The organism is Streptomyces sp. NPDC041814 (assembly GCF_055590565.1).
Genome location: NZ_JBVJAM010000020.1, coordinates 42,411 through 60,259, shown reverse-complemented (window position 1 = coordinate 60,259; position 17,849 = coordinate 42,411). Strand labels below are relative to the sequence as shown.

The 17,849-nt window shown below is 66.9% G+C and carries 15 protein-coding genes and 1 pseudogene; 4 read left to right on the top strand and 12 right to left on the bottom strand.

Translation table 11 applies throughout. The annotated features are described in order from the left end of the window. Positions 1-58: 58 nt before the first annotated feature. The 4 genes and pseudogenes from ACZ6C6_RS34155 to ACZ6C6_RS34140 form a co-directional block, all read right to left on the bottom strand. The gene (locus ACZ6C6_RS34155; RefSeq protein WP_469208677.1) at positions 59-508 is read right to left on the bottom strand and encodes an SMI1/KNR4 family protein; all 450 of its coding nucleotides are present in this window, start codon (positions 506-508) and stop codon (positions 59-61) included. A gap of 137 nt (positions 509-645) precedes the next feature. Continuing rightward, a pseudogene (locus ACZ6C6_RS34150) lies at positions 646-1,268 on the bottom strand (IS5 family transposase); the annotation flags it as partial. Between the two features lie 1,236 nt (positions 1,269-2,504). Next, on the bottom strand, positions 2,505-3,728 hold the full coding sequence (locus ACZ6C6_RS34145; RefSeq protein ID WP_469208665.1) for an AlbA family DNA-binding domain-containing protein: 1,224 nt from the start codon (positions 3,726-3,728) through the stop codon (positions 2,505-2,507). Positions 3,729-4,383: 655 nt separating this feature from the next. Next, the gene (locus ACZ6C6_RS34140) at positions 4,384-4,530 is read right to left on the bottom strand and encodes a hypothetical protein (RefSeq protein WP_365686499.1); all 147 of its coding nucleotides are present in this window, start codon (positions 4,528-4,530) and stop codon (positions 4,384-4,386) included. A gap of 588 nt (positions 4,531-5,118) precedes the next feature. Here ACZ6C6_RS34140 and ACZ6C6_RS34135 point away from each other — a divergent pair. Beyond that, complete coding sequence (locus tag ACZ6C6_RS34135) at positions 5,119-5,670, top strand: RNA polymerase sigma factor (RefSeq protein WP_469208663.1); 552 nt, start codon at positions 5,119-5,121, stop codon at positions 5,668-5,670. Beyond that, entirely contained in the window at positions 5,667-6,257 is a 591-nt protein-coding gene (locus tag ACZ6C6_RS34130) for a hypothetical protein (RefSeq protein WP_469208661.1), read from the top strand. Before ACZ6C6_RS34135 ends, ACZ6C6_RS34130 begins: the two co-directional genes overlap by 4 nt. Before the next feature lie 360 nt (positions 6,258-6,617). Here ACZ6C6_RS34130 and ACZ6C6_RS34125 read toward each other — a convergent pair whose 3' ends face one another. Continuing rightward, on the bottom strand, positions 6,618-7,745 hold the full coding sequence (locus ACZ6C6_RS34125) for a hypothetical protein (protein ID WP_469208659.1): 1,128 nt from the start codon (positions 7,743-7,745) through the stop codon (positions 6,618-6,620). Between the two features lie 472 nt (positions 7,746-8,217). On the opposite strand from ACZ6C6_RS34125, the gene ACZ6C6_RS34120 reads away from it, so the two are divergent. Continuing rightward, positions 8,218-8,817 carry a hypothetical protein gene (locus ACZ6C6_RS34120; protein ID WP_469208657.1) on the top strand — a complete coding sequence of 200 codons (600 nt, stop codon included), beginning with the start codon at positions 8,218-8,220 and terminating at the stop codon, positions 8,815-8,817. Positions 8,818-9,650: 833 nt separating this feature from the next. Here the strand turns inward: ACZ6C6_RS34120 and ACZ6C6_RS34115 are convergent. Further along, positions 9,651-10,136: a hypothetical protein gene (locus ACZ6C6_RS34115; RefSeq protein WP_469208655.1), complete on the bottom strand. Its 486-nt coding sequence runs from the start codon at positions 10,134-10,136 to the stop codon at positions 9,651-9,653. A 234-nt stretch (positions 10,137-10,370) separates the two neighbouring features. On the opposite strand from ACZ6C6_RS34115, the gene tcmP reads away from it, so the two are divergent. Next, a complete protein-coding gene (tcmP, locus tag ACZ6C6_RS34110; protein ID WP_469208653.1) occupies positions 10,371-11,486 on the top strand; it encodes a three-Cys-motif partner protein TcmP in 1,116 nt (371 codons plus the stop codon). A gap of 42 nt (positions 11,487-11,528) precedes the next feature. On the opposite strand, the gene ACZ6C6_RS34105 is transcribed toward tcmP, so the two are convergent. The 6 genes from ACZ6C6_RS34105 to ACZ6C6_RS34080 all read right to left on the bottom strand — a co-directional run bounded on the left by ACZ6C6_RS34105 (position 11,529) and on the right by ACZ6C6_RS34080 (position 17,732). Next, complete coding sequence (locus ACZ6C6_RS34105; RefSeq protein WP_469208652.1) at positions 11,529-12,275, bottom strand: DUF5131 family protein; 747 nt, start codon at positions 12,273-12,275, stop codon at positions 11,529-11,531. 245 nt (positions 12,276-12,520) lie between these two features. Next, positions 12,521-13,081 (bottom strand): telomere-protecting terminal protein Tpg, encoded by a 561-nt coding sequence (gene tpg / locus ACZ6C6_RS34100; protein ID WP_469208650.1) that lies wholly within the window; start codon positions 13,079-13,081, stop codon positions 12,521-12,523. Positions 13,082-13,235: 154 nt separating this feature from the next. Then, positions 13,236-14,663 (bottom strand): replicative DNA helicase, encoded by a 1,428-nt coding sequence (dnaB, locus tag ACZ6C6_RS34095; RefSeq protein WP_469208648.1) that lies wholly within the window; start codon positions 14,661-14,663, stop codon positions 13,236-13,238. A gap of 75 nt (positions 14,664-14,738) precedes the next feature. After that, positions 14,739-16,349, bottom strand: coding sequence for a hypothetical protein (locus ACZ6C6_RS34090; RefSeq protein ID WP_469208646.1), 1,611 nt, complete (start codon positions 16,347-16,349; stop codon positions 14,739-14,741). A 747-nt stretch (positions 16,350-17,096) separates the two neighbouring features. Next, positions 17,097-17,489, bottom strand: a complete 393-nt coding sequence (locus ACZ6C6_RS34085) for a toxin Doc (RefSeq protein WP_469208644.1) — start codon at positions 17,487-17,489, stop codon at positions 17,097-17,099. Positions 17,490-17,492: 3 nt separating this feature from the next. Then, entirely contained in the window at positions 17,493-17,732 is a 240-nt protein-coding gene (locus ACZ6C6_RS34080; protein WP_469208642.1) for an antitoxin MazE7, read from the bottom strand. Between the last annotated feature and the right edge of the window lie 117 nt (positions 17,733-17,849).

Genomic DNA, 17,849 nt, shown 5'->3' with positions numbered 1-17,849 from the left:
GCTCTGAGTTACGGGACAGCCTTTACAACGCCTAACAGAATGGGCGCTGCGGGCTGAGCTACAGAGATCCCGGCTCGCTGTCGGCGACAAACCGCGTCAAGGATTGCTCCAGCAGTTCCAGAAACTGCCGCAGGTCGTCCGCTACCTTGTCGAGCTCGGGCTCGTCCAGTGATGACGTCCGCGTCCGATGAACTGACCCGTCAGGGCCCGCAACGTAGAACAGGCCGCCGCCGTTCGAGCCGATGGCAACCTTCTGGTCCGCGCCGGCATCGACAGCGCCGTTCTCCTGGAATCGCAGAAGGACGTCGCTTGCCGCGTCGAGGAAATAGCCGTTGCCGACGTCCGCCCAGGTGACGTTGCCGATGCTGTCGTAGAAAGTGACCAGGTCAGCCGGGATGAGACCCGCTTGAGCAAGCGCGCGAGCCGCAGTTTGATCGTCGCGGCTGGCCGACCGGACCTCGTTGGTGCCGGGAGGAAAACCGTGCCCACGCTCGAACTCGCCCGTCAACGCCACGAGGACCCTGGAGACTCTGCTTGTCCACGAGGCCAGCCAGGCGGGTGAAAGCGAACTGTCACTCATGAGGCTGGATCATTGCATAAGCCACGGAAACCAATGAGGTAACCCAGCGGCCTTGCACCCCGACGTCAAGACAGTGTCTTGAGTTGTCGGTGGGTGATGAGGCAGCAGGCGAGCTTCAGGAACGCTTCGTGGATGTCGGCCCGCCGTTCCCACCGGATCCGCAGCCGTCGGAAGCCGTGCAGCCAGGCAAAACTCCTCTCCACGACCCAGCGGTAGGTGCCCAGCCCGGTGCCGTGTCGGGTGCCGCGTCGGGCGATCGCGGGCACGACGCCACGGGCGCGGACCTGGTCGCGGTAGATGTCATGGTCGTAGCCGCGGTCGGCGAACAGCGAATCCGGCTTACGGCGGGGACGGCCGACCCGGCCGCGGACCGGCGGGATCGCGTCGAGCAGCGGCAGGAGCTGAGTGACGTCGTTGCGGTTGTCGCCGGTCAGAAGAACAGCCAGAGGGGTGCGGTGCCCGTCAGTGATCAAGTGGTGTTTGGAGCCGGCGCGGCCCCGGTCGACTGGCGAGGGGCCCGTCTGGCTCCCTCTTTTAGCGCCCTGACGTGGGAGGAGTCGACCATGCAGCGGGACCAGTCCAGCCGTGAGACCGCGTTCAGTTCGGCCAGCAGGACCTCGTGCAGCCGCTGCCAGACGCCGGCTTGGTTCCAGTCCCGTAAGCGGCGCCAGCACGTCATGCCCGAGCCCGAGCGGTCCGAGGACGAAGCGCGGCACCAGACGGCGCTGTCGGACGAGCACAAGGCGTACCAGGAGCGGATCTGTCGGGTGTCGTCGGCGGAGGGGTGGTTGGCTGGCAGCGAGGTGCGTACGGCGGTGGGGCCGCGGTCGTGGATCCAGACCGACACGCTCGTTCAGGGCGAAGCCGGGCTTTTGATTGGTTGGGAGATCCAGCTTTCGTCGGCCGGGCGGGAGGGGCCGCGCAGTGTGAAGGCGCGTGCGAACAAGGCGGCGAGGCTGGGGATCACCCCGGCGTGGCACACGGACCGTTCCGACTACGCGGCCCGGACTGACACGCACTGGACGCGGAGCAACAGGCTGCCGGCGCATGTGATCGAGAAGTCGGGTGATCTGCGTGTTGTGTCGGGGTTCCGCGTGCTGGACTTCTGGCGGTGCGACGCCCGGGCGCTGTATCGGTGTCCGGACACCTCGAATCGGTGCGGGAAGCAGCACGTCACGGTGAAGCCGCGGGACGTCTTTTTCGACGACCTCGTCCGCAGGACCGCCTCCGGGCTGATCGTGCCGGTCGAGCAGAAGCTCGGCGCGAAGACACACCGCTTCTGGGTCAGCGACTCCGACCGGGACCGGCTTGATGACCACAACGCCGGCCGCCCCGCTCTGCCACCGGTGGAGCCGGAGGCCGAACGCGAACTCCCCCACCGCGCGAGCCACCGGCCACCCACATGCCGTTCAGCTCCCTCCAAATCCACACCGGGCGAAGCGCAGCCCAGGGCCCTGTCCCCCGCCGGTCCGGTCGTCCCGGATCCGGTAGTACGGCTCACGCATATTGGAGCCTGGCCGCTCTTCACACCCTCCACCACGGTACCGACGCCTACACGTCCGGCTCCTTCTGCTCCTCCGGGCCCAGCAACAGTTCCGGCTCAACCGCGGCCGGCGGTTCCGTGCGCATCCTCGGCCTCGGCAGTAGTGCAGGGCGCGCCCACAGTCCCTCGGCAGACCGGCTGGAGCGCGCACCATGTTCTGGACTGGCGGTCGAACGATCACTGGGCACCGGAAGCACGGCCGTGCCGGCACTGCTCCCGCTATACGAATCTTCGCGACAACGACGGCGCCCCTTCCCACAAAACGTGTGCTGAGGGGGCAACGCTGGGACACCGGCCGGTATAGAGGGACGTGCTCCCCGGGCCTGAATTTGTGTGGAGCGGCATGCTGAGCGCGCGGCGAGACCAGTGAGGGCGGCCAAGTCAGGTGAGATGCGGCTCGATGCCAAATTGGTTGATGATGCCTGAAGCGAGCGACTGTACGGCAGCACGCAGATCTGCAATCCCGGCACGGGGAGCGAGCTCGTACGGTGTCTGGCGCACCACGACGGGGCAGCGGCCGGCTTTGGGAACGTCGAAGGCCCCGCGGTGTTGCTCCAGAACCGCGATGAAACCGGGGAACCTGCTCGTAGGTCCTGTTCGGTGTGAGTCGCTGTCGCAAACGATGGTGGCCAAGACATCCGACGAGGAGTTCAGGTGCCGGGTGCCTGCGGCCTCGTGGGCCAGGGCCAGGGCGTCACAGATTCCGTTCTGCACGACCTGTACCTCGACGGGGACGTGAAGGCCTACAGGCACCCGGGCCCTGTACGCCTGGCTTGAGACATCGACCGCGTATACGACGGTGCCATCGTGGTGGAGCTCGACCATGGCAAGGCGCCCAGCGGGGGGCCCTCCTGAGAGGGTAAGGAAGTTTCCGTCGATCCAGCGCCGCAGGCCGACACGGGCACTGCCGGTCAACGCATCGCGCATGGGGCTGCTTCCTCCGAATTCGCCGCGGAGCTTGGCCGCCGTGGACAGGGCCTTCCTCATCGCGAAGGCGGCCTCGTGGTGCTGGGGATCGGGAACCAGCAGCGGAAGTGGTCGAGACGGACGGGAGACCACGATCAGCCATGCTGCGGTGTTGTCGCCCTCACCGAGGACTACCTCGCGAGTTTCGGCGACGCACCGATCCAGCGCCTTGCCGGCGTCTTCCTGGCGCACAAACCGGTCTCGGTAGGCGCGCTCGATTTCGTGCTCCGACAGCCAGGTGGTGTGATCAGTGAAGCGGGCAGGAACGGCAAATGCCTGCTGCTCCTTATCGCGCGACGACGTTCCGAGCACGAAGTGCGGGGCCATGGGGCTCGCGGGGACGTCTACGACGAGGACCGTCCTTGTACGGTCAGGGGACTCCAGGGGATAGATGTCGACTCCGCCGACGAATGGCTGGGTGTGGGCACGAAGCCACTTGTACAGGTGCTCTGTAGCTATCTCATCGGGGTTCACCCCGTCGATGGCTCGGTCGTTGCGGACGCCATAGACGAGGAGGCCGCCACGGGCGTTGGCCATAGCGGCGACGTCCTTGGCGAACTCCGACCAGAGACCAGCCTCAGGTTTCTTCGGCAGGACGCGCTTCCAGTCGAGATCGTCTCGTTCACCGTCGATCTCCATTGTGGCCCGCTCGATCATCTCAAACGTCAAAGGGCCTGGAGGGAGGCTGAGTTCTTGGTGGATCCGGGTCCATACGCTGACCATCGAGCCAGCATATAGATGCTGATCGCCGTGCCACCCCCACCTTCGCTTCCTGGCGATGTAACGGCTCGACGAGGGACGTCGGCGTGCGCTTGTGCGGGCGCGTCCGGTCGGCAGCCCGAGCAAGCCAGTCGCGCACAGTACCCCGGTGGCAGTCGACCAGAACGGGTGCGTGTGCAGGAGGACCACGACATGCGCAGCAACCGCCGGCGCAGCGCGGTGGAGTAGCGGGACGGCCGCCGTACCTCAAAGCTGTGCGAGCTTGGCCGACCTCGCTGTCGGCGACGGACTTCAAGGGCCGGCCCGCGCGCGCTCGGGGACGACTTTGCCGAGCGTCGTGGTGTGGCTCCGGCGGGTGTTCGCCACGGTGAGGGAGTTCAGGTAGCGATCGCCCGGCGGCACGCATGCTCGCCGCAGAGGCGGTCCTGAAGGGGGGTCGCCACCCCTTGCCACAGATGACAGTTATCTGTGCGAGTGGTTCCGGACTATGCCGTGTGGGCTTTCAGTTGGCGCGGCTGAGGTCGCCCCGCCCTCAACCGGCGGGGGGGGGACCTTCCCCGGACCATGACACCGTTTACAGCTTGAGGTAGAGGGCGAGGGCGACCCAGGCGGCCAGGGCGAGCGTCAGGGCGGGAATGAGTTCCGGGCGCAGAACAGCGATGATTCCGGCGACGACCGCCCCAACAAAGGCGATCGCGGTGCGGTCTCGGTCGGCAGGCATGTCTCTCCTTCGGGAAGGTGTTCGCCGCTCCGGTCGAGCGACGCCGAGCGGCCGGGAGCGCGGTAGTCCGCCCCCGCTTTCGCGGCCGTCACTCCTTACACGTCCGATGGGGCCGAATCCGGATACGCGCCCACCCCTCACCATCAGGTCGGGCTTTGAAGCGGAGCGAATCGAGATCTAGTCGCGTCCGAGCCCAGATCCTTTCGAGTGCGCCCTCTTGGCGGACAGGCCGGCAGGGCTGCGAGTCGAGGGCCAGTACCTCGGCAAAACCCAACTCGACACGGTGCTCCCCGGTCTACGCAAGGCATCCCGCTGGGCCAGCCACAGAGGCAACAGGCAGACCCTGCCCACCGTGTGACCAGCAGCTACGCAACTTCTCCAAAAAAGTTCGGCGCAGGCATCCGGATTCGAAGGTCCCCGGACGTCTTGGGGGTGAAGGCACGCCCTTCGACCCGCTGAAGTTCTCTGGAAGGGAGACTGAGCCGATGGCTTGGCCCGCGATGGCAGGAGACGGGAGCAAGAGCCCCCCGTCCTGTCCACAGGGCGCCCGATCTGCGGCGCCCTTCCCCTCAGTGAGGGGAGGGGCGCATGACTGAGGAGATGTGCCCCGACCTGTACGACGGCGACCCTCAAAGTCGCTTTACGGAACTGAGAACACCCCTGCTTCTCGCAGCGTATGCGCAGAGCAGCGACCGTCATCTCGCAGAGGACGCGGTCCAAACGACCATGGAGAAGGTGTTCAAGAGGTTCCTCCCCGAGCTAGCGAAGGTTAGCCCGGGCCGCCTTGAGGCATACAGCCGAACAGTCCTCAAGAGGGTTTTTATTGACGAATACCGCAAAAATTCCAGGGTCGCCCTTATCCCGGTTTCGCCGGAAGCCCTTCCCGATGGTGTCTCGTCCATAGGGCTTCCGGAGGCCGCTTACCAGGAAGTTCGGGACGGCATTTATGAACTCGTATCGAAGCTGCCCGAACGCCAGAAGGAAGTTGTTGAATCCTGCTTCCTGAGGGATGTCCACCCCTCGGAGGTTGCAGCAAAGATGGGCGTTAGCGAGGAAACCGTGAAACGGTATCTGCGAGCAGCGCTTACACGACTGGAGAAGGTTATGACGGCGTCGCCGGAGGAGGGGGTGTCAGCATGAGCAGTTGGTTTTCCTCGGAGGAGCGTGATGCCCTCGCCAGGCTGGTCCTGCTGGAGCTCTTCCAGCAGGCCCTGTGCGACGACCACCTACTGGGAGAGATGTCGGACCGTGTGGGGGGTCGGCCTTCGGGCCGGCCCCCGGCCGGGGCTGAAAACCGACTGGCCGGCACATCTTTCCCGACGTCCACGCTTAATCATTTCCGCGAACTTGCGGGATTGCTCAAGCGTTCCGACGAAGAAGGCCTGAGCGCTTCCGAACAACGACGGGTGGCAGAGCTATGGGAACTCCTCAACGAGCAGTCTTACGCCAATTACTGGTGGCAGATGGCTGCCGACTCTGGGGATGAGGACGCAAAGGATTACCTGGAAATCCTGAAGGCGGAGAACAAGTTCGGGCCAGGGGAACGAGTCGCTTCTGCCAGTGATCGAATCTCCCACTACGTGACAGCACTCAACATCAGCAGGTTGGAGTGCTCCAGCACTGGCCTCCCCCAGGTAACGAAAACAGACATCGAAAGGCTGCTTTCGGAAATCGAAAAATTTCTCGCCAACCCGGACCAAGTAGCAGACGGGGGCCGACGAATCTAGCTTTTCGAAAACAACCATGCCTCTTAACCGAGGCATCGAAGAAAGGTTTCAGAATGACCTGATAAACCTGCAAGTCGTCCGTATCGGCTTGCAGGAAGAGAACTTCAGCAAAGCGGCGGTCGCCACCTCGGGGGGATAGGCGACCGCCGCGCTGTCGTCTCCAGCCACTACGAGCCTCAATGGACGACCTCCGCGCCCATCACCCAGCTCGAACGACGCCTGTGTTCCAGTGATGTCCGGTCTGCCCATTGTCGGGAGGGGACGCCCTTCCGCACCCAACAACCGAGGACTCCACCATCCGGCGGACTGGAGCCCTTTCTGAAGGGCTTCGGCTGCGGTTTCGGATGAGGGCGCGCAGGGTCAGCCGCCGGTGGTCCGTGACGCGATGAGCCGGTTGGTCAGCTCCACCGTCCCGAGGTACCACCAGAAGATCCAGTCGAGAAACGCCTCGTCGTAGTCGGTGCGCTGCTTCGCATCGCGGTGGCGAAGGTCGTAGCGGTTGGCGATCTCAAACAGCGCCCCTTCATCCCTACCGAGCTTGTCCTTGATCAGAGCCCGGCGTTCCTCCAGGATGCCCGCGAGGGTGACAATCGCTGACCTTTTGCTCTCCACTGTCGTGTCCCGGCCGCGGAACAGGGCCACCGCGTGGCGGATCCGGATAGTGGTGTCCGGGGCGCTGCCGGTGAGCGCTTGGTGCACCAGCGCGCTGCGGGCGTCGTCGGTGACGGCGACCAGGCGCCCGAGATCCTCACCTTCGGCGGCCAGTTCGTACTCGATGCCGGCCTCGCGCAGCAGATCGTTGACCCTGCCCTGGTAGAGAATGCGGGCGGGTCCGTTGTGGAACTCCGAGTGGTGCCAGCCGCACCCGCTGTAGGAGTGGAAGCGGCGGGTACGGGGGCGGCTGACCATGTCATGGAAGACTTCGATCAGACCGAAGAAGGTGTCTTCGTCCCAGGTCTCGGGGGTCAGGGGCCACAGATCGGGGATGCCCAGGCGCCGCTCGATCACGCGAGAGGCGTCCGGCAGCTCGCTGCCGTCATCGACGCACTCCTGGCCGAAGACCTCCACCAAGTAACCGTTGTCGGCAAAGTCGCTGATGATCCGCTCGAAGTCGCGTCGGGCATCCCGTGCGGTACTTCCGTCGTGCGAGAGGCCCCGGCCTTGCCTCTGCGGCCAGTACGGCCGCGGCTCGGTTGCGCAGCGCAGTTCGGTGGCGCGACTGACAAGCTCCGTCAGCCAGTCGCGCTTGTCCATCCCGCGCTTCCCCCAGCCTGGGGTCGTACTGGCCCACGGATCGTCTGAGGACGCGGGACGGCTGGGCAGCTCCTCGAAATCGGCGACCGCCGTGGTACCGGTCAAAGCCTCCGTCAGCAGCCAAATCGCCTGGTCCTCCCACCACCGGTTCGAGGACCGCAGAACACGCTCGCCCTCGGACGCAAACAGCTGGGCGGGCCAGCGCAGCTCGTAGTTACTCAGATCCAGACTCACCGGCCCATCATCACCCACGCTCGTACGGGTCAACTGGGCAACTCTGCTGCAGACCACCGTACGTTCAGTCACGGACCACGGACCCGAACGCAATCCGATGCCCCCACCTGGCCGTACCCGAGAGTTTCGTTTACTCGATGGCCTGCTCTGGACTTCGTGCTTGCTGAGACCGTATCCGTCCTCGGGGGACCCTGCTGGCTTGGCTGGGTCAGGAGCCGGCGACCAGCGCCGTCGCTTTCACTGGTGACCGTGGTCGGCGGCGCCTGGGGGCCGGTGCGCCGACGCGCAGCAGAAAGCCGCAGCAGGCCGTCGTGACGGGCACGAGTGCCAGCCCAGAACCTCCCCCCGCAGTGTCGGTTTTCATGCGCCCGCGCCCCGCCAGACGGCGGTCTGAACGGGCAATGTTCCGGGGGCGCCGCTCAATAGTTGTCATCCTCACCAGTCGAAAGCCACCCGCGCGTATCGTCTGGTCATGGGGATACAACACGCGGCCTGGGTGCCGGAAGATGTTGAGCAGGATTGGGAAGATGCTGCGGCTCTCGCAGCGCGTTGGGTGCGGATGCGAGCCGAGGACGAGAGGGCGGCCCCCGTCCTCGTTGCGAACACTCTGGACGCAACCTCCAGCATTCCGGCGCTGCGCGGGTTCGAGGTAACGAGCCCTCAGTCGCGGAGCCGTCCAACGAGGGGCGAGCCCGTCTTCGCCTATGCACCAACGCTGGAGAGCCTCGTCTACGCCGAGCAATTGGCCCGCGGGTCCTCAATCGTGGTGGTTGAGGGGTTCTCGTTCTCCGTACGAGGCTGGGCGCGGGAGTGCAGCGCGCTCAACCTCTCCACTGAGAAAAAGGAGGCCGAAGCGCAAGACGAGCGGTGGCTAAGCGCCTTGGAGCGGCTGACCTTCCACAAGAACAACGGCTGGGGCGACACGCTGGGCAAAAAGGCAGCTCAGCGCGTCGTTGATGACCTGCGAATGGCTGGCCTGCTGGATGCGGACGAACTCGTGAGTGCGATGGCTGCGCGGGACGCTTCCGTGCGCGCTCTCAAGAACCTAAGGCGCATCGTCGAAAGGCGCTGATCCCAACCCGGAGCCGTACCCCGCGCCCCTATCAGGCTGGACCACCCCGCCCCGTTCGGCGTCACCGTCGTGCTGGTGAAACGGCTACCGCATCAGCCTGACTGATGCGTTCTCCCGCTGATCCGGCGCAGTCCCTTGCCGCTCGCCGAAAGGCCGTCGTGACGACCACCGGGCAGGGTGCGGGCGGCTGCTGGGCGACTCAGAGCAGTACAACACCCGCAGCGCTGCGCCGAAAGCCGACTGGGTTACCCCTTGAGCGCTGAGCCGCGCTGCTGCAACGCCTCATCGACGTCGTCGGCGACGAGGCCTCCCGCTACCTCGCCCGGGACGCCGAGGACCTGCGGGCCAGAGCCGAGGCCATGGCGCGCGCGTGCGGCGACCCGCCGCCTCCAGGGGCAGGGGGGTTTGCTGAATTCGCTGCCCAGCACCAGCCGATCCGGGGTTCAGGAGGGTAGGGGCCGGTCTCTCTGCCGACGCATGCAGGCCCGCCGCCGTCATCGGTGGGTGTCGTCCGAATCCCAGGCCAGTGCGGTGACTGGTGATCCTCAGCTTCGTCGCAGTAGTCGTCATCCTGGTCGTCGCAGGCCTCTGCGCCCCGGGACGGCGCCGTGACCGGTGCTCTCACTAACGTGACCGAGCCCTGGGAAGGCTTGGAGTTCCTCTTACGCTCTTCGGCATACCAGCCCAATTCGCATGGCCCTTCATGGCTGCAGTCGCTAAACACGACGAGGCCGAGGCGGCACTCTGCGGTGCCCTGGGCGGTGCTCGCGGTCCGTCGCACGCCAACCAATGGTTCGTGCTCCGATCACGGCGGTTCATACAGCGCCCCGCCGTCATCCGGTCGGGGAGGGCTTGGCATCGATAAAGGCTGTGTCCACGATGACCCGCAACGGCGGATCCCCAGCGCCCGGCCGTTTGGTGACCTGGTCAAGGACCTTAGAGATCTCGTCGTACATGCGGATGGACTCCGCTTCCCGGTTCCGACTCCAGGGAGCGTCGCCTCCGGCCCCTCCGTGCGCGTCGTAATCGAGTGCCCGCAGATAGTTGGCCAGGCTTACTCCCGAGAGCTCGATCCGTTCCAGACCGCTGGGCAGGGCGGTCACCTTGGCCTTGATCGGCCGCTCACCCTGGTAGTACGGCGTCTGATCCGATGTCTTTGTCCACAGCTCCTTGGTGGTGTCGATCTGGAAGGTCTTCAGGCCGGCAGCCTTTTGCAATCGCTCTGAATGCTCGGGCGGCGAATCGACAGAACAACCGGCCACCGCCAGGAGCAGAGCCCCTCCCAGCACGACCGCAGCGGACTTGTAAGTGATGTTCACCGGCGCATTCTTATGGGCGCAGCACAACCTCGCCGGCCAACTGGGCTGGCTCATCCGATCGTGTGAACAACGGCCCTGGAGCAACGGGCCGCACCTGTGGCTTGGTTGTGCTCTTGTGTCCGAGCCTGCCCTCGTGCATCACTAACTGTAATCGTGCGGGTAGCAGAGATCAGGGGGCTGGCAGTGTCGTCTGGAACAAGCGGTGAGTACTGGGCGGATAAGGCGCTGCCCAGTGTGTTCAAGCATGATTTGCTCCGGCGGTATCTGCCGCAGTTCGGGGGAATGACGGGCACGCAGTCTCATGACAAGCGCGTGGTCTATCTGGACGGGTATGCGGGTGAGGGCCGTTACGAGAACGGGCAGCCGGCCTCGGGTGAGATTGCTCTGCGGGTTGCTTCGCACCTGCGGGCCCGGGCGGGGCTGACGCTGGAGTGCTTCTTCTCAGAGGCGCAGGCGAAGTCGTACGACCGGCTGCAGGAGGTGATCGCTCAGTACCGGGCTTCCGGGGTGCGGGCGCATGCGCACCGCGGTGAGGTCGACAGCATTTTGGACCAGGTTGTGGAGCGCGCCGCGCGGGAGCCGCTGTTCCTTTTCCTGGACCCCTGCGGGCTGGTCCTGCCGCAGGACCGCTTGGTGGATGTGCTCGCGCGCAAGCGCCCGCATAAGCGGCCGGCGACGGAGCTGCTGATGAACTTCAGCATGATGGCGGTGTGGCGCCTGGGCGGGCACGTCCGCTCCCCTAAGGGGAACGAGAAGTCGCTGCAGCGGTTCGATGATGTGTGCGGCGGGACGTGGTGGCGGGAGTACTTCGCCGACGCGGTCGCTTCCCGTGGCAGGGACGGTGCGGCCGAGGACGCCATCGAGGCGGTGGCGGCCGAGTACGCGCGCCGTCTGGCGCGCCGCACGGGGATGGTGGTGCAGTCGGTTCCGGTGTCGCACTCGCCGCGCAAGCGTGCCGTGTACCGGCTGGTGTTCGCCACTCGCAGCCCGTACGGGCTGTGGGTGTTCGGCGACGCCGTCGCCCGGGCACGCGCCAAGTGGTGGGAGGAACTGGAGGAGCGGGAGGAAGGCACGCTGTTCTCGATGGCGCCCGATCCGAAGGAAGTCGAGGCCAAGGCGCTGCCGGAGATCGCTGCCAATCTGGGGAAGCTGCTGCTGCGTGCCCGACGCCCGGTGAAGCTGGTGGACCACACGCTCGAAATCTTCGGGTCCTACTACGGGCAGGTGACCGAACCGGTGGCGCGCCAGGCGGTACGGCTCCTGCACGAGCAGGGCAAGACGCCCAGCAACGGCGTCGGCGTGAAGCGCACCCGGGAGATCACCGTTGCTCCTGGCGTTCTGTCCGTCTGACCGGTGCGGCCGGGCCCGTCTCGGGCCCGGCCGCCGTGTGTGTCAGGCCGGGACGGGGAGCGGCATCTGGTCCCAGGTGCGGCCTTCCAGGAGTCGGCCGCCGGCCTTCGGGGTGCGCCCGCCCCACTGCTTGAAGAAAAACGCCACGTCGGCTTCCTGGCAGGTGTCGCGGATCTGGGTCACCCATGCCTGGTCAAGGCCCCGGTGGTTGGGGCCGGACTCGCCGCCGGCGATGACCCAATGGATGCCTTCCAGGTCCAGTCCGGGCAGCGGTCCCAACAGCGGCTCGCAGGACAGGAACCGTACGGCGGCCGGCACCTGGCGCAGGTCGTCCACGCGCGGCAGCTCGGTCTCGGACTCGACGGAGACGCCCATCCAGAGGTTCGCCGGCCAGTCCAGCTTCGGCGCGAGCTGCCTCAGGCGCCGCGCTCGCTTGGTCAGTACTTGGTAGGTGTGCTGCGGTGTATCGGCCATGACCTGGAAGACCTGGCGGACGAAGTCGAGCGGCACCCGGGCGTGGAAGAGGTCCGACATCGAGTTGACGAAGACCACCCGCGGCGCCTTCCACTCGTACGGGATGTGCAGGGAGTCCGGATGCAGCGTCACGTCGAAGCCCGGCCCGGACGTTCGCGGGTCTCCGTCCCGCTGGTACTTCGGCGCGCCCATGGCCTTGAGCCGTTTCGCCAGCGCCAGGGCGTAGCAGTTGTCGCATCCGGAGGAGACTCTGTCGCACCCGGTAGTGGGGTTCCAGGTCGCCTCGGTCCACTCGATGGCGCTGCGGTCACTCACCGGATTCCTCCCGCTCAGATATCCGAGGTCCCCCTGTGGCAAGCGGTCTCGGTGTGCTGCCTAACGATGCCGTTCCCCCCGGAGTACCGGGGCGGATACGCAGGTATCCGATCGAGCTTTTCGCTCTGCTGTCGTCCACTTGCTCGAACCTCCGTTTGAAAGCTACTGGGTGGGTCCGCCTGCGTCGATCACCGCACCCGGGCCTCAACGTCTAGATCACGCATCGGGCAGGCCGTCGAAGCTGGTCAGCTGTAGTCGAGGGCGGCGTGCTCTATGTCGGTGAATTCGACGAGGAGGCCTTCCGCGCGCCGTCCGTTGTCGCGGAAATAGACCTCCTGGAGCCCTTCGGCGACTATGTCCCGCAGTTGCTGCTCGCCCGCACCGGTGTCCTGGGCGGCGAATAGCCGGGCCGCGTAGGTGGGTGGGAGGGCTTGGGTGATCCACCGGATGCGGCTGTCGTCCGTCGACCCGAGGGCGGCGGTGTAGCCGAAGCGGGCGCGGGCTTCGACGATGATGCCGGTCGAGGTGGCGGCCTGGCGGCGGGCGCGCTCGCGGATCCGGGGCTGCCAGTGGCGGCGCACTTCGTCGGCGAGGCGGGCGGCGAGGTCGGGGCGGGGTCGACGGATCTGGCCCTTGAGGTAGCGCTCGACGGTGCGCTGGGAGACGCCCAGGGCCTGCGCGACCGCGCGGGTAGAGCCCTTGGCCTGCTTGACGAGGTAGCGGATCTGGGCCCCGGGTGTAGCGGGGATGGGGCGGGTGAACGTGGCGGCCGCGGCCTGGTCGAGGCTTTCACCGATGATGCCCATCGGGCTGCTCCTCTCAATGATCGTCTGTACGGGTCTGTGAGTGGCGATCTCCACCCCGGGCAAGGAAATCCGGCTCGGGGATGGGTGATCGTCAGCGAGCGCGCCGCATAGAGGCGTTGTGGGGTGCGTGGGGCTGGCGGGTCGTCGCCGGGGGTCAGGTCTGCTGCATGTCGACGAAGCGGGAGTAGTGGCCCTGGAAGGCGACGGTGACGGTGGCGGTGGGGCCGTTGCGGTGCTTGGCGACGATGAGGTCGGCCTCGCCGGCGCGGGGGGATTCCTTGTCGTAGGCGTCCTCGCGGTGGAGCAGGATGACCATGTCGGCGTCCTGCTCGATGGAGCCTGACTCGCGTAGGTCGGCCACCATCGGCTTCTTGTCCGTGCGCTGTTCAGGGCCGCGGTTGAGCTGTGACAGGGCGATGACCGGGACCTGGACTTCTTTGGCCATCGTCTTGATGTTGCGGGAGATGTCGCTGACTTCCTGCTGGCGGGACTCGGGGCGGCGGCCGCCGGACTGCAGGAGCTGGATGTAGTCGATGACGACGAGGTCCAGGCCGCCGTTCTGCTTGAGGCGGCGGCACTGGGCTTTGATCTGGGTGAGCGTGTTGACGTGGCTGTCGCTGAAGACGACGGGGGCGGAGCGGACCCGGTCGGAGATGCGGGCGATGCGCTGCCAGTCCTCGGAGGTGGTGGTGCCGCTGCGCAGGCGGTGGAGGCCGACGCGGGCTTCGGCGGACAGGATGCGCATGCCGATCTCACTGGTGCTCATCTCCAGGCTGAAGACGGCGCTGCGCAGGCGGTGCTTGATGGAGGCGGCGCGTACGAAGTCGACGGCGAGGGTCGACTTGCCCATCGCGGGGCGGGCGGCGACCACGATCATCTGGCCGGGCAGGAACCCGTTGGTGAGGGCGTCCAGGTCGACGAACCCGGTGGGGATTCCCTGTTCGCGGCCGTCGCGTTCGATGGCCTCGGCCTCGTCGACCGCGTTCTGGAAGACCTCGTCCATGAAGGTGTAGCCGGTGGCTGCGTCGGCGGTCTGGGTGACCTGGGCCAGGGCGGCCGCGGCGGCGTCCAGGATGTCGTCGGCTTCGCCCGCGCCTGTGGTGGCCATCTGGGCGATGTGGTTGCCAGTCTGGGCCAGGCGGCGCAGCTTGGCGCGGTCGAGAACGATTGCGGCGTCGTGGACGGCCAGGGCGGCGTTGGGGCAGGCGTCGACGAGTTGGGAGATGTAGGCGTGGCCGCCGACGCGTTCCAGGTCGCCCTGGACGGTGAGCTGGTGTCCGAGGCTGATGGGGGTGATGTCGGTGCCGGCCGCATACAGGTCGGTGATCGTCGCCCAGATCGTTTCGTGGGCGGGCTTGTAGAACGCGGCGGCTCCAAGGGGTTCGAGGGCCTTGGCGATATCGCCGATGGCGTCCTTGGACAGGATCGCGCCGCCCAGGGAGGACTTCTCCGCAGCCTCGTCGTACGGGGCGGGGCGGTCCAGCAGGGAGAGGGGGGCACCGCTCTCGTGCTGGTCCTGGTCATTGTTCGCGGGGCGGCGGCTGCTCGGTACGGTGCTCACGTGCACTCCTGACGGTGTCATGGCTGGTGGGGTGCCTCGCGGGCCGCCCCCTGGCCGGGGTGGCCCGCTCCCACACGGTCGTAGCCGGGGGTCGGGTCAGGCGTTCAGGGCCGCGTCGTGGGCCTGAACGCGCCGTGCATGCTCGGTCTCCTGCGCCAAGTGCTGGCGCTCCCAGTCGGTGAGCACCGGCTCACCGCGGCGTGCGACCTCGTCCGCGGCCGCACCGGCCGCCAGGCCCTGGACGTAGGCGGCGACCTCGGCCGGTACCTGCTCCGCAGGGGCCGACGGAGCGGACTGCGTGTCCGGCCCGGCATTGGCAGCAGCTTTGGCGGCTGCCTTGGCGGCTCGCTCCTGCCTGCGCTTGATGACCAAGCACGAGTGGCAGTCCTCGGCGCGGAAGTCCGGGTGACGTGCGCACATCCCGGCCTTGGCAGCCGGCCGGGACGCCCGGGCCTTGCGGGTGCGGTCCGGCAGCGTCGCGATCCGCCGGTGCTCCAGCAGCCACTCGTAGTTCTGGCCGCCGCCCGGATTCGCCATCAACTGCTGACGCAGCTGCTCGTCGAACGCCCAGCCCCGCTCAACCGTCACCGTCGCAAGCTTCGGGGCCAGGCGCTGTGCCGACTGCGCAGGGAGCTCCCACGGCCCGGTCAGCGTCAGCAGGAACACCCGGGCCTCCTCGATCCGCTCTGAGCTCACGCCCTCGGGCAGCGGCGCGGTGCCCTGGCCGTCGGTCTGGTCCTCCAGGGCGAGCTGCTGGCCCGGCACCTGCCCGGCCGCCGACCGGGATCGGTCTTGTTCCAGGGCGCGGCGTGCGGCGCGGTAGCGGGGCAGGTCCTCGATCCGCTCTTGCAACACCGAGGTGATGCTGCGGCGGGCCGGGGCACGCCGGGTCAGCTGCTGAACGAGATCGGCGCCCAGCTCCCAGCCCTGGGCCTGGACCGCCTCGGCGAGCAGCGGTGCGAGCTCGGCCGCGGTTCGTCGGCCGCACGCCCAGCGCCCCGGGAGCTCCGCGAGGAACTCGGAGGCCGCCGTGACGGATGCTGCGTCTGTTGCGGGAGCGCCAGCCGCAACGGTGGTGGCGGAGGGGGACTTACGGGAGGAGGAATCCTCCTCCTCCCTATAGGGGGGAGTGGGGGGGGCAGCAACGGAACCGGGGATTTCCTGATCTCGGCTCTGACCTGCGGAAACGTCGTCTGAGGGAAGGCGGGTTTTTCCCGGTTCCGGAGCGGAACCGGGAAAAACCCGATTCCGGTGCTGACCAGGCGAAACAGGGTTTTCCCCGGTTCCGCTCGCGCCCTGCTCCCCGGGAACCGGGAAAAACCCGATTCCGGTGCTGACCTGCGAGAACGTGGCAGAGGTCGTTGCCGCGTGGTCCGGGTTCTTCCCCGGGTCGTGGAAGGCCCAGTAGCGCCACTCCGGGCGTTTCGTGTCGGGGTTGTAGACCGATTTGCGCATCAGATGCCCAGCTTTGATCAGCCGCTTGGCGATGGTGTCAAAGCGGTCGACGCTCATCTTCCAGCCGAGCTCGCGCATCCCTCCGGCGATGTCCTTGCCGGTCGCCAGCGATCCCAGCGGCTTGAGCAACAGGTACACCAGGACGCCGACGTCCTCGGGCTGAAGGCCAGGTGTCTCGGCCACCTGCCGAGTGACCGCAACGAGGTCCGGCTCGTCCCCGCGGCCGAAGACCGACCCATCGATGGACCTCATGCGGCGCCCCCCACCGCGAGCAGCGTCTTGAACGGTGCCACCGCATGGTCTACGGGCTTCCGCGCATGCCCGAGGAGGGCGTGCGCCGCCCCGGGGTGGAGGCTGCGGGAGCGGGCGGGCAGTGGCTGGTCACAGGGGGGCGCGATGCACATAGAGGTGGGAGATGGCACGCGCGCGTGACATGCAGGAGTCGAGCAGCAGCATGAAGAACGCATCCGCTGACTCTGGACCCGCCAGGCTGTGGACCGGGGCGGTACGGCCCGAGAAAGGGCGACATGGCCCGTAGGGCGGGCAACGATCTTGATGGGCGTCCCGTGGGGCGGGACGGGGGCGGCCTGGGCGGCGGGAATGGTGGTCACGCCAACCCCAAGGATCTGCGGGGCCTCAGACGTGACAGCGATCTTCAAAAAAAATGCCGGGCCGGCGGCCGCGACATAGCGGCGACGACGGGTGGGCGGGCGGTACATAGTGGGTCGATCTCCCCTGATAGGGGAGCCGTGACCAGCGGGTGTGACCTGACCGGACCCTGGGATGGTGGCGTTCCGCGGGGCGGGACGCTTATTCTGGGTATAGGTGACTGCGCGGACCCATGGTCCACGGGCATCACCCCGGCGAGGTCACCTCACCGGTCACGACTCGGGTTCCTGGAAGTTCTGCGAGTCGAACAGCGAGTGATCGAAGCCGTTCCGTCCCTGCCAGGACGGGGCGGCTTCGGTGTTTATGGGCTCCGGGCGGGAGCGGGCTGCGTCATCGGGGCCCCGTTTCGGGTGCCCGCCAGGAGCGTAGGCGGTCAGCCACGTCGTAGACGGTCAGGCGCAGCGCCCTGATGTCCGTGATCAGGTCACGCCAGGACTCGTAGGGAGCCTCCACTGACTCGCCGGATGCCTCGATGTAGGCAATCGCGACGCCGTATCCGAACAGTTCGCTGCGGGCCGGAAGCGGGCGCAGCAGCACGATCTGTTCGAGCAGGGCCGCTGCCCTCCAGAAGGCGTCGGGTGATGCCTCGTCAAGGTTGGGAGTGTTCACCCGGTGTCTGGCCACGGCGGCGACCAGGGCGGAGTAATCCCGTACGGTCAGCTCTTTTCCGAGGAGGTCCTCCTGGCGGTCAAGGAGCCAGCGGATGTCGACGTGGAGGTCCAAGAGTTAGGCCGCCCGGTTCGTGCGCTGAGGAAGGCCGCCGAAGTCTTGGTCGAAGGCATCCGTGATGCCGGGACGTGCTACGGCGGCTCGGAAGGCGGCGGTCGCGTGGCCGAGCTTCAGCTGGTTTTCTTCCTCTATCGCGAGTGTGGCCAGGTAGCCGCGGACGCTTTGTCCGCGGGCGGCGGCGATGGCGGCGAAACGGTCGCGAGTCGCCGTGTCGATCTTGACGGTTGTGTCAGCCATAACCTCAGCATACCCCTGTGAATACTGTTGTGAATACGGGTTTGGCGTCGAGTGTCGCGGTATAGCTCGGAGATGAGGCGAGCCCTGAGTGCTTCTCAGCGGGCCCGAGATGAGGGC

Coding starts and splice junctions, on each gene's coding strand:
- ACZ6C6_RS34145 (WP_469208665.1), bottom strand. CDS start 3,728: ATGGAGATCGACGGTGAACGAGACGATCTCGACTGGAAGCGCGTCCTG.
- ACZ6C6_RS34120 (WP_469208657.1), top strand. CDS start 8,218: ATGGGGATACAACACGCGGCCTGGGTGCCGGAAGATGTTGAGCAGGAT.
- tpg (WP_469208650.1), bottom strand. CDS start 13,081: ATGGGCATCATCGGTGAAAGCCTCGACCAGGCCGCGGCCGCCACGTTC.
- ACZ6C6_RS34140 (WP_365686499.1), bottom strand. CDS start 4,530: ATGCCTGCCGACCGAGACCGCACCGCGATCGCCTTTGTTGGGGCGGTC.
- ACZ6C6_RS34080 (WP_469208642.1), bottom strand. CDS start 17,732: ATGGCTGACACAACCGTCAAGATCGACACGGCGACTCGCGACCGTTTC.
- dnaB (WP_469208648.1), bottom strand. CDS start 14,663: ATGACACCGTCAGGAGTGCACGTGAGCACCGTACCGAGCAGCCGCCGC.
- ACZ6C6_RS34130 (WP_469208661.1), top strand. CDS start 5,667: ATGAGCAGTTGGTTTTCCTCGGAGGAGCGTGATGCCCTCGCCAGGCTG.
- ACZ6C6_RS34090 (WP_469208646.1), bottom strand. CDS start 16,349: ATGAGGTCCATCGATGGGTCGGTCTTCGGCCGCGGGGACGAGCCGGAC.
- ACZ6C6_RS34135 (WP_469208663.1), top strand. CDS start 5,119: ATGACTGAGGAGATGTGCCCCGACCTGTACGACGGCGACCCTCAAAGT.